At 69.1% G+C, this 13,478-nt stretch carries 11 protein-coding genes; 3 read left to right on the top strand and 8 right to left on the bottom strand.

The window, feature by feature from the left end:
• Positions 1-395 precede the first annotated feature (395 nt).
• From ADL01_RS11615 to thyX, 3 genes are all read right to left on the bottom strand, one after another.
• On the bottom strand, positions 396-2,081 hold the full coding sequence (locus tag ADL01_RS11615) for a ribonuclease J (RefSeq protein ID WP_053741869.1): 1,686 nt from the start codon (positions 2,079-2,081) through the stop codon (positions 396-398).
• A 130-nt stretch (positions 2,082-2,211) separates the two neighbouring features.
• A complete protein-coding gene (dapA, locus tag ADL01_RS11610) occupies positions 2,212-3,111 on the bottom strand; it encodes a 4-hydroxy-tetrahydrodipicolinate synthase (protein WP_053741868.1) in 900 nt (299 codons plus the stop codon).
• 232 nt (positions 3,112-3,343) lie between these two features.
• Complete coding sequence (gene thyX / locus ADL01_RS11605) at positions 3,344-4,084, bottom strand: FAD-dependent thymidylate synthase (protein WP_053741867.1); 741 nt, start codon at positions 4,082-4,084, stop codon at positions 3,344-3,346.
• 138 nt (positions 4,085-4,222) lie between these two features.
• Between thyX and ADL01_RS11600 the strand changes: the two genes are divergently transcribed.
• Positions 4,223-4,780: a hypothetical protein gene (locus ADL01_RS11600; protein WP_053741866.1), complete on the top strand. Its 558-nt coding sequence runs from the start codon at positions 4,223-4,225 to the stop codon at positions 4,778-4,780.
• Between the two features lie 28 nt (positions 4,781-4,808).
• Here ADL01_RS11600 and ADL01_RS11595 read toward each other — a convergent pair whose 3' ends face one another.
• The 5 genes from ADL01_RS11595 to rpsO all read right to left on the bottom strand — a co-directional run bounded on the left by ADL01_RS11595 (position 4,809) and on the right by rpsO (position 10,273).
• Positions 4,809-5,267 carry a hypothetical protein gene (locus ADL01_RS11595; RefSeq protein ID WP_053741865.1) on the bottom strand — a complete coding sequence of 153 codons (459 nt, stop codon included), beginning with the start codon at positions 5,265-5,267 and terminating at the stop codon, positions 4,809-4,811.
• A gap of 12 nt (positions 5,268-5,279) precedes the next feature.
• Positions 5,280-6,032: a 4-hydroxy-tetrahydrodipicolinate reductase gene (dapB, locus tag ADL01_RS11590; protein WP_053741864.1), complete on the bottom strand. Its 753-nt coding sequence runs from the start codon at positions 6,030-6,032 to the stop codon at positions 5,280-5,282.
• A gap of 56 nt (positions 6,033-6,088) precedes the next feature.
• On the bottom strand, positions 6,089-7,468 hold the full coding sequence (locus ADL01_RS11585) for a M16 family metallopeptidase (protein ID WP_053741863.1): 1,380 nt from the start codon (positions 7,466-7,468) through the stop codon (positions 6,089-6,091).
• Positions 7,465-9,681 carry a polyribonucleotide nucleotidyltransferase gene (locus tag ADL01_RS11580; RefSeq protein ID WP_053741862.1) on the bottom strand — a complete coding sequence of 739 codons (2,217 nt, stop codon included), beginning with the start codon at positions 9,679-9,681 and terminating at the stop codon, positions 7,465-7,467. Before ADL01_RS11580 ends, ADL01_RS11585 begins: the two co-directional genes overlap by 4 nt.
• 304 nt (positions 9,682-9,985) lie before the next feature.
• A complete protein-coding gene (gene rpsO, locus ADL01_RS11575) occupies positions 9,986-10,273 on the bottom strand; it encodes a 30S ribosomal protein S15 (protein ID WP_006381404.1) in 288 nt (95 codons plus the stop codon).
• Positions 10,274-10,558: 285 nt separating this feature from the next.
• On the opposite strand from rpsO, the gene ADL01_RS11570 reads away from it, so the two are divergent.
• Both ADL01_RS11570 and ADL01_RS44640 read left to right on the top strand, forming a co-directional pair.
• Entirely contained in the window at positions 10,559-10,942 is a 384-nt protein-coding gene (locus tag ADL01_RS11570) for a DUF397 domain-containing protein (protein WP_053741861.1), read from the top strand.
• A 459-nt stretch (positions 10,943-11,401) separates the two neighbouring features.
• On the top strand, positions 11,402-13,478 hold a 2,077-nt coding region (locus tag ADL01_RS44640), incomplete at its 3' end, for an SCO5717 family growth-regulating ATPase (RefSeq protein WP_267889914.1).

Here is a 13,478-nt window from a genome sequence, read left to right as displayed (position 1 = left end):
TGAGTTCTCAAGGAACGGACGCTTCCTTTGTACTCACCCGAGAGACTCTCAGGCTTTCCTCCGGGCAGTTTCCCTTCGGTCTTGCTTTTCTTCTGTCTTGCTCTTGTCTTGCTGTCTTGCGTTTCCGACTCTATCAGACCGTTTCGCGATCCGATTTCCTCGGTGCTTTCCAGGTTTTCGCTTTCGCGTTTCCCTTTCCGGCGACTCCGACTTTATCAGAAGTTCTGAGTCGGAATTTCCGCCCCGCTCGGGTTGGTCCCTGGCACACAGTTGAACCGGGTTCCCTCGCTGGCGGAGCCGTAAACGTACTGGAGCGGGGCTCCTCGATGCAAATCGAGGAGCCCCGCTCCGGGTTCACGCGTTCGAAGGGGCCGTGGAGGCGTCCTCCGGGGCCGTCAGACCTCCACGACGACCGGGAGGATCATCGGGCGACGGCGGTAGGTGTCCGACACCCATTTGCCCAGCGTGCGGCGGATGAGTTGCTGCATCTGGTGGGGCTCCACCACCCCGTCCTGTGCCGAGCGCTCCAGCACTTCGGTGATCCTCGGGACGACGTCGGTGAAGGCGGAGTCCTCGATGCCCGAGCCCCGGGCCTGGATGTGCGGACCGCCCGTGATCTTGCCCGTGGACGAGTCCATCACCACGAAGACCGAGATGATGCCCTCGTCTCCGAGGATCCTGCGGTCCTTCAGGGCGGGTTCGCCGACATCGCCGACCGAGAGTCCGTCGACGTATACGTACCCGGCCTGGACCTTGCCGGAGATCTTCGCTTTGCCCTCGATGAGGTCGACGACCACGCCGTCCTCGGCGATGACGATCCGGTCGTGCGGGACGCCGGTCATCGCGCCCAGCTCGGCGTTGGCCCGCAGGTGACGCCATTCACCGTGGACCGGCATCAGGTTGCGTGGCTTGCAGATGTTGTAGAAGTACAGGAGCTCGCCGGCCGAGGCATGGCCGGAGACGTGCACCTTGGCGTTGCCCTTGTGGACGACGTGGGCTCCCCAGCGGGTCAGACCGTTGATCACGCGGTACACCGCGTTCTCGTTGCCGGGGATGAGGGACGAGGCCAGGATCACCGTGTCGCCCTGGACGATGCGGATCTGGTGGTCCCTGTTCGCCATGCGGGACAGCGCCGCCATCGGTTCGCCCTGCGAGCCCGTGCAGACCAGCACGATCTGGTGGTCCGGAAGGTCGTCGAGGGTCTTGACGTCCACCACCAGGCCCGGCGGGACCTTCAGATAGCCCAGATCTCGGGCGATGCCCATGTTGCGGACCATCGAACGCCCGACGAAGGCGACCCTGCGGCCGTATTCGTGCGCCGCGTCCAGGATCTGCTGGATGCGGTGGATATGGCTGGCGAAGCTGGCCACGATGATCCGCTTGCTGGCACCCGCGAAGACCTGGCGCAGCACATTGGAGATGTCGCGCTCGGGTGCGACGAAGCCCGGAACCTCGGCGTTCGTCGAGTCGGAGAGGAGAAGGTCGATGCCCTCTTCGCTCAGCCGCGCGAACGCGTGCAGGTCGGTGAGACGGCCGTCCAGGGGGAGCTGGTCCATCTTGAAGTCGCCCGTGTGGACCACCATGCCCGCGGGGGTGCGGATGGCCACGGCCAGGGCATCGGGGATGGAGTGGTTGACGGCGACGAACTCGCAGTCGAACGGACCGATGCGCTCCCGGTTCCCCTCCGTCACCTCGAGGGTGTAGGGGCGGATGCGGTGCTCCTGGAGCTTCGCCTCGATGAACGCGAGGGTCAGCTTGGAGCCGATCAGCGGGATGTCCGGCTTCTCCCGGAGGAGATACGGGACGGCACCGATGTGGTCCTCGTGGCCGTGCGTGAGGACGATGCCCTCGATGTCGCCGAGGCGGTCCCTGATGGACGTGAAGTCGGGCAGGATCAAGTCGATTCCGGGCTGCTCCTCCTCGGGGAAGAGCACGCCGCAGTCGACGATCAGTAGGCGACCGTCGTACTCGAAGACGGTCATGTTGCGGCCGATCTCGCCGAGGCCGCCCAGCGGGGTGACCCGCAGGCCGCCCTTCGGGAGCTTCGGCGGAGCGCCGAGTTCAGGATGCGGATGACTCAAAAGACTCTCCTCACCACACGCGCCACGTACCGGCATAGGCACGTGGCGCGCATGACGTTCGTGCAAAAGCAGTTGTTGGATGTGGACTGCGGACACGTACGTCCCGCGTATTCAGTTGTGAAGTCTGATGTCAGAGCTGTACCCCGCCGGCAGCAAGATCGATCTTGAGCTGGGCAATCTCGTCGGCCGACAGCTCGACCATGGGAGCGCGCAGCGGTCCGGCGGGCAGACCCTGGAGGGTGAGCGCGGCCTTGGTGGTCATGACGCCCTGGGTACGGAACATGCCCGTGAAGACCGGGAGCAGCTTCTGGTGGATCTCGGTGGCCTTCTGGACCTCTCCGGAGACATACGCCTCGACGAGGGTGCGCAGTTCAGGCGTGACAACATGGCCGACGACCGAGACGAAGCCGACCGCGCCCACGGAGAGCAGCGGCAGGTTCAGCATGTCGTCGCCGGAGTACCAGGCGAGGCCTGAGCGGGCGATGGCCCAGCTGGCCCGGCCGAGGTCGCCCTTGGCGTCCTTGTTCGCGACGATCCGGGGGTGCTCAGCGAGCCGGACGATCGTCTCGGTGCTGATCGGGACGCCGCTGCGGCCGGGGATGTCGTACAGCATGACCGGGAGTTCGGTGGCGTCGGCGATGGCCGCGAAGTGCCGGTACAGGCCCTCCTGCGGGGGCTTGTTGTAGTACGGCGTCACCGTCAGGAGGCCGTGCGCGCCGGTCTTCTCCGCCGCGCGGGCCAGCTCGATGCTGTGGTGGGTGTCGTTCGTGCCGACCCCGGCGATGATGTGGGCCCGGTCGCCGACTGCCTCCAGTACGGCTCGTACGAGATCCGATTTCTCCGCGTCGCTGGTGGTCGGCGACTCACCGGTGGTGCCGTTGACGACCAGGCCGTCATTGCCTGCGTCCACCAGGTGGGTGGCGAGCCGCTGTGCGCCGTCGAGGTCGAGCGCGCCGTCCGCCGTGAACGGCGTGACCATGGCGGTGAGGACCCGCCCGAAGGGGGTCTGCGGAGTGGAGGTCGGAGCCATGGGTACCACGCTACTCGGTGCTCAGGGCGCGGTCTGCCCTAGGGGTGCAGGGAAAGTCATGACAAAGAGGGAACCCGGCACTGCCTGCTCGGGGGTTCAAGCAGTGCCGGGTCCGTTTGATCAGGCTAGATGAACCTCTCGAAATACCGCAATACGGACACTTCGCGAGGCTGATCCGTACATCTGTACCCGGTGGCGAAACGCGCGTGCGCCTGCCTGGGGACGACAGGCCCTACGGCGCCACCCTGCCGTTCGCGTTGAAGGCCGCGTGGGTCAGCGGCATGAGCCTGGCCCACTCCAGCTCCATCTTCTCGCCGACCATCTCGATCTCCCGCTGGGGGAACGACGGCACCTTCGCCAGCTCGTGCTGGGTGCGCAGGCCGAGGAAGTGCATCAGGGAGCGTGCGTTGCAGGTGGCGTACATCGACGAGTACAGGCCGACCGGGAGGACCGCGCGGGCGACCTCGCGGGCGACGCCCTGCGCGAGCATCTGCTGGTAGGTGCGGTATGCCTGGCGGTACGAGTCCTCCATGGCGTGCCCGACGAGGTCGTGCTGCTCAGGGGTGCCCTCGACGAACACGTACTTGCCCGGCCGGCCCTTCTGCACGAGCTTGCGCGAGGTGTCCGGCACGTAGAACACGGGCTGCAGCTCCCTGTACCGACCGGATTCCTCGTTGTACGACCATCCCACGCGGTGTCGCATGAACTCGCGGAAGACGAAGATCGGGGCGCTGATGAAGAACGTCATGGAGTTGTGCTCGAACGGGCTGCCGTGCCGGTCTCGCATGAGGTAGTTGATCAGCCCCGTCGAGCGCTCCGGGTCCTTGCCCAACTCGTCCAGGGACTGGTCCCCGACGGTCGACACACGGGCGGCGAACAGCACGTCGGAGTCGGCCGCGCTGTGTTTGACCAGCTCGACGGTCACCTCGCTGCGCAGGTCGATCTTGAACTCGTCGTCGGGGGTGGGGCTCACGGTCTGGAGGGTCCTTCCCATCTCGTCACTTTGCGACGCCACTCTACGACGCACAGACTCCCGAGGCTGGTGACTGGGCAGCCGGCTGTATAACCTCACCGGGCACAGCCCGCGCATGGAGTTGAGTGAGGACCAGCCGTGCCCCTGCCCTTCAATACGGCCGACCGCGCCTCCCGTGAAGCCGCGGCCGGTCCCGCCCTGCCGTTCGACGACCGCGACCGCTGGCGGCGCCCCTACCGGCCCGGCCCGTGGCGGGTGGGCGCGGCGGCGCTTCTGCTGCTGCTCGCCTCGTACGTGCTGGTCGCGGCGGTCATCATCGCGGCCACCGGCGAGTTGTCCGGCGGCGCGATGTGTCTCGGCGGCGCGCTGGCCGTCATCACCGTGGCGCTGCGGCTGCTGCGCACCGGCGTGTGGGTGAGTGCGCGCGGGCTGCGCCGGGTGGGGTTCCTCGGTACGCGGACGACGCGCTGGGAGAAGGTCGTCGTCGTACGGACGTTGCAGCGGCCGGTGCGCTGGCTGGGGCTGCCGCGCACCGTTCAGGGGCAGGCGCTGGTCCTCGTACGGCGGGACCGGGCCGCGGACGAGCTGGCACCGCTGCTGACCACGCACAACGCCGACTTCCTGGGCCGTATGGAGGCGTTCGACCGGGCGGCGGACAGCGTCGAGGCGTGGGCAGCGGAGTTCGGGCGGGGTTAGGCGACCGCGACCGCCGGGAGCGGGGGTTTCAGGCCGCCTGGGCCGGGGACTTGCCGGCGTGCAGGGCGATCGCGCGCTGCATCGCCTTGCGGGCGCGTGGTGTGTCGCGGGCGTCGTGGTAGGCGACGGCGAGGCGGAACCAGTTGCGCCAGTCGTCGGGGGCCGATTCCGTCTCGGCCTTGCGTCTGGCGAAGACCTCGTCGGCCGAGTCACGGTCGACCCGGCCGCTAGGGGTACGCCTCAGCTCGTCGGCGGGCAGACCGCCCTCGGCGTCGAGTTCGGCGGCGAGGCGGTTGGCGTCGCGGACGAACTGGGTGTTCTTCCAGAGGAACCACACGCCGATCCCGGGCAGGATCAGGACCGCCACGCCGAAGGTGACGGTCAGCAGCGTGCCGGTCTGGATGAGCATGACCCCGCGGCTGCCGACCAGGACGAAGTAGAAGACCAGGACGACGGCCGTGAGGGCGTAGGAGAGCTTCGCGCGCATGAGGTACGTCTCTCAGCCGAGGTCGAGGAAGTGTTCCAGGCCGAAAGTGAGGCCCGGGGTGTCCACGACGCGGCGCGCGCCGAGCAGGATGCCCGGCATGAAGCTGCTGTGGTGGAGCGAGTCGTGGCGGACGGTCAGTGTCTCGCCCTCGCCGCCCAGCAGGACCTCCTGGTGGGCCAGGAGGCCGCGCAGACGTACGGAGTGCACGGGAACCCCGTCGACGTCCGCGCCCCGGGCGCCGTCCAGCGCCGTCACCGTGGCGTCCGGTGCCGGAGCCGAGCCCGCCTTGGCACGGGCCTCGGCGATGAGCTGCGCCGTCCGTGTCGCCGTGCCGCTGGGCGCGTCCACCTTGTTCGGGTGGTGCAGCTCGATGACCTCGACCGACTCGAAGTAGGGCGCCGCGATCTGCGCGAACTTCATGGTCAGTACGGCCCCGATGGAGAAGTTGGGCGCGATGAGCACACCCGTCTCCGGGAACTGGTCCAGCCAGCCGGTGAGCTGCGCGAGGCGTTCGTCGGTCCAGCCGGTGGTCCCGACGACCGCGTGGATGCCGTGGCGTACGCAGAAGTCGAGGTTGCCCATCACCGAGGCCGGGGTGGTCAGTTCGACCGCGACCTGGGCGCCGTTGTCGGCGAGCGTCTCCAGCTTGTCGCCCCGGCCGAGGGCGGCGACCAGTTCCATGTCCTCGGCGGCCTCGACCGCCCGTACCGCCTCGGCACCGATACGGCCGTTGGCACCGAGGACCGCCACGCGCAGCTTGCTCATGTTCTTGCTTCCTTACCGGACGGATGCGGGTGTGGAGCGGATAGCGGATACGGCTGTCAGGCGACCGCTTCGTGCAGGCGCGCTGCCTGTTTGTCCTTGACCGGGCCGATGACTGCCAGCGACGGGCGCTGCCCCAGGACGTCGCGGGCGACCTCACGGACCGCGTCAGGGGTGACCTCGGCGATCCGGGCCAGCATGTCGTCGACGGACATCTGGTCGCCCCAGCACAGTTCGCTCTTGCCGATACGGTTCATCAGCGCGCCCGTGTCCTCCAGGCCGAGAACCGTCGAGCCGCGCAGCTGGCCGATGGCGCGGCCGATCTCCTCGTCGGAGAGCCCGTGCTCGGCGACGTGGTCGAGTTCGTCGCGGCAGATCTTCAGGACGTCGTGGACCTGCGAGGGCCGGCAGCCCGCGTACACGCCGAAGAGGCCGCAGTCCGCGAACCCGGACGTGTAGGAGTACACGCTGTACGCCAGTCCGCGCTTCTCCCGGACCTCCTGGAAGAGACGGGACGACATGCCGCCGCCGAGGGCCGTGTTGAGTACGCCCAGTGCCCAGCGGCGCTCGTCCGTGCGGGCCAGGCCCGGCATGCCGAGGACGACATGGGCCTGTTCCGTCTTGCGGCCGAGCAGTTCGACGCGACCGGTCGTACGGACGCTGCGGCGGCCGTCGCGCGGGGCGATGGGGGTGGCGTCGAGCTGCTTGAGGGCGCCCGCCTTCTCGAAGGCCGCGCGGACCTGGCGTACGACCCTGTTGTGGTCGATGTTGCCGGCCGCCGCGACGACGAGGTGCGTCGGGTCGTAGTGCTTCTTGTAGAAGCGGCGTATGCGGTCCGCGGTGAGGGCGTTGACCGTGTCGACCGTGCCGAGGACCGGGCGGCCGAGGGGGGTGTCGCCGAGCATGGTGTGCGCGAACAGGTCGTGCACGCAGTCGCCCGGGTCGTCCTCCGTCATCGCGATCTCTTCGAGGATGGCGCCGCGCTCGACGTTGACGTCCTCTTCGAGGATCAGGGAGCCCGTGAGCATGTCACAGACGACGTCGATGGCGAGGGGCAGGTCGGTGTCGAGCACGCGCGCGTAGTAGCACGTGTACTCCTTCGCCGTGAACGCGTTCATCTCGCCGCCGACCGCGTCGATCGCGGAGGAGATGTCCAGCGCCGACCTGCGCTTGGTGCCCTTGAAGAGCAGGTGCTCGAGGTAGTGCGTGGCGCCGTTCAGAGTCGGCGTCTCGTCACGGGAGCCGACATGGGCCCAGATGCCGAAGGTCGCGGAGCGGACCGACGGCAGGGTTTCGGTGACGATGCGCAGGCCGCCCGGGAGGGTGGTCTTACGGACCGTGCCGATGCCGTTCGTGCCCTTGATCAGGGTTTGGGTACGGGCTACGGCCCGCGCCTCCGAAGAGGTGCGGGCCGTAGCCGTGGAGCTGCTCGACGTCACTGGTCGGTGTCGTCCTTCTTGTCGTCCCCGTCTTCGCCCTCGATGACCGGGATGAGGGACAGCTTGCCGCGGGAGTCGATCTCGGCGATCTCGACCTGGACCTTGGAGCCCACCGCGACCACGTCCTCGACGTTCTCCACGCGCTTGCCGCCGGCGAGCTTGCGGATCTGCGAGATGTGCAGCAGTCCGTCCTTGCCCGGGAGCAGCGACACGAACGCGCCGAAGGTGGTCGTCTTCACGACCGTACCCAGGTACCGCTCGCCGACCTCCGGCATGGTCGGGTTGGCGATCGAGTTGATCGTGGCGCGGGCGGCCTCGGCCTGCGAGCCGACCTGGGCACCGATGTAGATGGTGCCGTCGTCCTCGATCGTGATCTCGGCGCCGGTGTCCTCCTGGATCTGGTTGATCATCTTGCCCTTGGGGCCGATGACCTCGCCGATCTTGTCCACGGGGATCTTGACGGTGATGATCCGCGGGGCGTTGGGGGACATCTCGTCCGGCGTGTCGATCGCTTCCATCATCACGTCGAGGATGTGGAGGCGGGCGTCACGGGCCTGCTTGAGAGCGGCGGCCAGGACGGAGGCGGGAATGCCGTCCAGCTTGGTGTCGAGCTGGAGAGCGGTCACGAACTCCTTGGTGCCGGCGACCTTGAAGTCCATGTCACCGAAGGCGTCCTCCGCACCGAGGATGTCGGTGAGGGCGACGTAGTGCGTCTCGCCCTTGATCTCCTGGGAGATCAGGCCCATGGCGATACCGGCGACGGGGGCCTTCAGCGGCACACCGGCGTTCAGCAGCGACATGGTGGAGGCGCAGACCGAGCCCATGGACGTCGAGCCGTTGGAGCCGAGGGCCTCGGACACCTGACGGATCGCGTAGGGGAACTCCTCGCGCGTCGGCAGGACCGGCACGATCGCGCGCTCGGCGAGCGCGCCGTGGCCGATCTCGCGGCGCTTCGGGGAGCCGACGCGGCCGGTCTCACCGACGGAGTACGGCGGGAAGTTGTAGTTGTGCATGTAGCGCTTGCGCGTCACCGGGGAGAGGGTGTCGAGCTGCTGCTCCATACGGAGCATGTTGAGGGTGGTGACGCCCAGGATCTGGGTCTCGCCACGCTCGAACAGCGCCGAGCCGTGCACGCGCGGGATGGCCTCGACCTCGGCGGCGAGCGTACGGATGTCCGTGACGCCACGGCCGTCGATGCGGACCTTGTCCTTGATGACGCGCTCACGGACCAGAGCCTTGGTCAGCGAGCGGTACGCGGCGGAGATCTCCTTCTCGCGGCCCTCGAACTGCGGGAGCAGCTTCTCGGCGGCGAGACCCTTGACGCGGTCCAGCTCGGCCTCGCGGTCCTGCTTGCCCGCGATGGTGAGCGCCTGGGAGAGCTCGTCCTTGACGGCGGCGGTGAGCGCCTCGAAGACGTCGTCCTGGTAGTCGAGGAAGACCGGGAACTCGCCGGTGGGCTTGGCGGCCTTGGCGGCGAGGTCGGCCTGGGCCTTGCAGAGGACCTTGATGAAGGGCTTCGCGGCGTCCAGACCGGCGGCGACGACCTCCTCGGTCGGCGCCTCGGCACCGCCCGCGATCAGCGTGATCGTCTTCTCGGTGGCCTCGGCCTCGACCATCATGATCGCGACGTCGCCGTCCTCGAGGACGCGACCGGCGACGACCATGTCGAAGACGGCGTCCTCGAGCTCGGTGTGCGTCGGGAACGCGACCCACTGGCCGTTGATCAGCGCGACGCGGACGCCGCCGATCGGGCCGGAGAAGGGCAGACCGGCCAGCTGCGTCGACGCGGAGGCGGCGTTGATCGCCACGACGTCGTACAGGTGGTCGGGGTTGAGCGCCATGATCGTGGCGACGACCTGGATCTCGTTGCGCAGGCCCTTCTTGAAGGACGGGCGCAGCGGGCGGTCGATCAGGCGGCAGGTGAGGATCGCGTCCTCAGAGGGCCGGCCCTCGCGACGGAAGAAGGAACCGGGGATCTTCCCGGCCGCGTACTGGCGCTCCTCGACATCCACCGTGAGGGGGAAGAAGTCGAGCTGGTCCTTGGGGTTCTTGGAGGCGGTGGTGGCCGACAGCACCATGGTGTCGTCGTCCAGGTAGGCCACGGCGGAGCCGGCGGCCTGGCGGGCCAGACGGCCCGTCTCGAAGCGGATGGTGCGGGTGCCGAAGGAACCGTTGTCAATGACGGCCTCGGCGTAGTGGGTCTCGTTCTCCACTAGCGTTTTCTCCGATACTTTTTCGTCTTTTGTCCCGTCCTGCCCGTGTGGCAGAGGGACGTGGGGTCGGAGAAGCGCGCCTTCTGGTTGCGGGCCGGTCTTCGATCGAAGCACCCGGGAGTCGGTTCCCGGGGGCCACTACCGAGGACCGGCGGCGGCGAGGTGCACTTCTCCTCGTTTGTGTCCTACGTGTACGTCCTGCGTTTTGCGTTGCGCTACCACACTACAAAGAGGTGGCGACACTCCGCACGTACAGCAAAGGGAGCGGCCCCCTAAAAGTGGGAACCGCTCCCTCCACGGCGTGTTACTTGGCGCCCGCCGCACCGCGGCGGATGCCGAGGCGGTCGACCAGCGCACGGAAGCGCTGGATGTCCTTCTTGGCCAGGTACTGGAGAAGGCGGCGACGCTGACCGACGAGGATCAGCAGACCACGACGGGAGTGGTGGTCGTGCTTGTGCGTCTTGAGGTGCTCGGTCAGGTCCGAGATACGGCGCGAGAGCATCGCGACCTGAACCTCGGGGGAACCGGTGTCGCCCTCCTTGGTACCGAACTCGGTGATGAGCTGCTTCTTCACTGCGGCGTCGAGCGACACGTGTACTCCTCGTAAAGTCTTCTTGGAGCCACCGAGTGCCCCTGGTCCACATCTCAGGGGAGCTTCCGTTACTCGGGAGGCGGGAATCCGCTGCGCGCGGCCTCCGGAGTCTGACTCCAGGGGTGCGTACACAAACGGCCGTCGCCCAGGATACCAGCAGGCAGTGGCCGTCTTCACCGCGGTGTGCAAACAGCCCGGCCGGCCGGCGCTAGCCCACTAGGGTGAGAGCACAGACCGTAGTTGTCGTATGTCGTATTACGTACGTCGGGAAGGGGTCGCTTCGCCATGGCGGAGGCACAGGGCGCGCAGGACGCACAGGGCTCGCAGGACGAGGACGTCAAGGCGCGCAAGGAGCGGGAGCGGGACGAGCTCTACTCCCTCGACATCTCGGGCGTCGAGTGGCACAGCGCCCCCGGCACGGAGGAGCACGAGGAGCGGGTGGAGATCGCCTATCTGCCCGAGGGTGCGGTGGCCATGCGGTCCTCGCTCGACCACGACACCGTCCTCCGTTACACCGAGGCCGAGTGGACGGCGTTCGTGCTCGGGGCGCGCGACGGGGAGTTCGATCTGGAGCCGACGGAGCTCAACGGCGGGCTCGCGGCGGCCGAGGCCGCGCCTTCGGGGTCGGGTCCGGGCGCGGGCACTGATTCGGGTGGGGACGTGGAGTAGTCCGTCACCGTCCCAGGTGAGGGTTCGAGGGGTGGGGCCGGTGCGGTGCACCGGCCCCACCCCTCTTTTTTTGTTGCGCTTTTCAGCGAAATGCGTTGTCAGAGGGGCCGCCTACTATGCATGTGGGGTTGGGGAGCCTGTGGGGCAGATGTCGCACCGGGCCTGTCAACTCTCTTGCCGGCGAGGGCGGTTCGCGTACGGACGGGATCTCTTCCGGTCAGGCTGTGACGTAATGGACGGTCAGTGAGGGGTGGACGGGCCTGCCGGGGCGGGGGTCGTGGTGATTAGGCTGGGTCGGAGTACCGGGGGGAGATCCGGGCAGATCGGACGACCTCCACCGCCCGACACCGGACGACGTGGACACAACCCACCGGAAAGCCGGCTTCGGACGAGACGAACACAGACGAGAAATGGTCGCCCAGCACGGCACGAGGGTGCTCGACCACACCAGGAGGAATTGTGAACAGCGATCCGGACGGGATCCGCGGGGGCTGGGCCACACCCGGCGATGACCAGTCCGACGCGGAGTCCGCCAGCGAGATGACGGGCGAGTTCACCATCGATTACGCGACGCCTGCCTGGTACACGCAGAACGCGTCGGGGGGGTCGGGGGCGTCGGGGGACGAGACGAGTGCCGAAGCGGAAGCGGAGGCTGAGTCGGAGGCCGAGTCGGAGGCGGGGTCGGTTGACGACGCGGATACCGATGCCGCCAGTACCGAGGTAGATGCGGACGCGGCTGCGGACGCTCCTTCGGGTGCGGGTGCGGGTGCGGACGGTTCCGTCGCCGGTACCGCGCCTGTCTCTGCTTCTGGTCCCGCGAGTCCTACGGCTGTCCCCAGCTTTCCCGTGGGCGGATTCCAGGCCCAGTGGACCCCTTCGGTTCCGCCGGCCGACGTGGTGGGGGACGGTGACCTGGAGAGCGGCTCGACGATGCGGATCTTCCCGGCCGCCGCGCAGCGCGATTCAGCGGAGCGCGCAGCCGCCGAGGCTCCGCAGAAGCCGGTGGTCATGCCTGAGGACTCCGCCGGAGCGGCCGCCGAGGTCGAGGCTGTCCTCGCCGCGGTAGGCGTGCCGGAGTCCGCGGATGACATGGTCGCCCCCGTCGCAGAGGCCGAGGTCGTTGCCGACGCCGCGGAATCCGACGACAAGGGCGGCGAAGGTGCGGACGGCGTAGAGGTGAGCGGCGCCGTTCCCTCACCCCGGGAGGCCGAACCCCAGGGTCAGGACGCCGCCGAGGCTTCGGTACCGCCGGGGGCCATCGAGCCCACGGACGCGGAGGCCGACATCCAGGAGGCCGAGGTCGTCGACGCGACGCCGGTCGCCGTGGAGGCCGAGGGTCCTGTGGCCGCCGAGCCGGTGGACGCCGGACCCGCAGGGGCCGAGGAAGCGGAGCCCGGGGCCGCCGCCGAGTCGCAGAACGCGCTCCCGGTCGCGGACGCGGACGATGACGTACGGGACTCCGCGCCGACCGTGCCCGCGCGGGACTCGGTACCCAGCGCGCCGCTCAACCTGCCCCCGCTGCCGGCGGGCGCGCCCGGGACCGTGCCGCCCTCGTGGGCTCCCACGTCCACGTCTCAGGGCGGCCTGCCGCCGCTGCCACCGTCGTTCCAGCCGGCCGCTCCCGTCCCGGCGGGACAGTGGCCCGCTCAGCCACACCCTCAGTCGCCGACACCGCCGGAAGCCGCGCCCGTTCAGCCCCAGGCAGCCCCGGCACCGGGCGGGCCTCCCGGCGTGCCGGGCCTGCAGCCGCCCGTACCGTCGTCGCAGCCCCCTTTCCAGCCGCAGGCCCCGCAGCCCGCGCCCGCCGCTTGGAACGCTCCCCCGCCGGCTCCGGCTCCCGCGACCCCACAGGCGGGGTACGGCTTCCCGCCCCCTGGCGGCCGGCCTCCGGCCCCGAACGCCCAGGATGGTTACGGCTTCCCGCCGCCGGGAGCGCCCGCCTCGAACCCGGCGGGCCCGAGCGCCCAGGGCGAGCCCAGCACTCCGGCCCGCACGCCAAATCCCCAGGACGGATACGGCTTCCCGCCGCCCGGAGCGCCCACCCCTAACCCGGCTGGTCCCAACGCCCAAGCCGGATACGGCTTCCCGCCCCCCGGCGCACCGGCGCCCGCACCCACGCCTCCCAGCCCCCACGGCGGCTACCACCTGCCCCAACCGGGAGTGCCCGCCTCGAACGCGGCGGGCCCGAGTGCTCAGGGCGAGCCCCGCATCCCGACTCCAGGTGCTCCGGCACCCGGCGCTCCAGCCGCCGCCCCGCACCCCCAGGGCAGCTACGGCTTCCCGGCACCGGGAGTGCCCGCACCCCATCCGGCGGGCCCCAACGCCCAAGCCGAGCCGAGCATCCCGACTCCAGGCACCCCAGCCCCTGCAGCGGGCCCCTCCGGCTACGGATTCCCGCCCCCGGCAGCACCGGCCCCGGCGCCCGCGGTTGGCCACCCCCAGGGCGACGACACATCCGCTCCGCACCCGGCTGGTCCCAACGCCCAAGCCGGATACGGCTTCCCGCCCCCCGGCGCACCGGTGCCCACGCCCCCAC

Origin of the sequence: Streptomyces sp. NRRL WC-3618, from assembly GCF_001280005.1 — a bacterium.
Classification (GTDB): Bacteria; Actinomycetota; Actinomycetes; order Streptomycetales; family Streptomycetaceae; genus Streptomyces.
This window is presented reverse-complemented; position numbering and strand designations above follow the sequence as displayed.

What these genes read in the sequence shown, in the direction of transcription:
- ADL01_RS11595 (WP_053741865.1), bottom strand. Translation starts at nt 5,267, where the DNA reads ATGCGCGCGAAGCTCTCCTACGCCCTCACGGCCGTCGTCCTGGTCTTC.
- dapA (WP_053741868.1), bottom strand. Translation starts at nt 3,111, where the DNA reads ATGGCTCCGACCTCCACTCCGCAGACCCCCTTCGGGCGGGTCCTCACC.
- dapB (WP_053741864.1), bottom strand. Translation starts at nt 6,032, where the DNA reads ATGAGCAAGCTGCGCGTGGCGGTCCTCGGTGCCAACGGCCGTATCGGT.
- ADL01_RS11570 (WP_053741861.1), top strand. Translation starts at nt 10,559, where the DNA reads ATGGCGGAGGCACAGGGCGCGCAGGACGCACAGGGCTCGCAGGACGAG.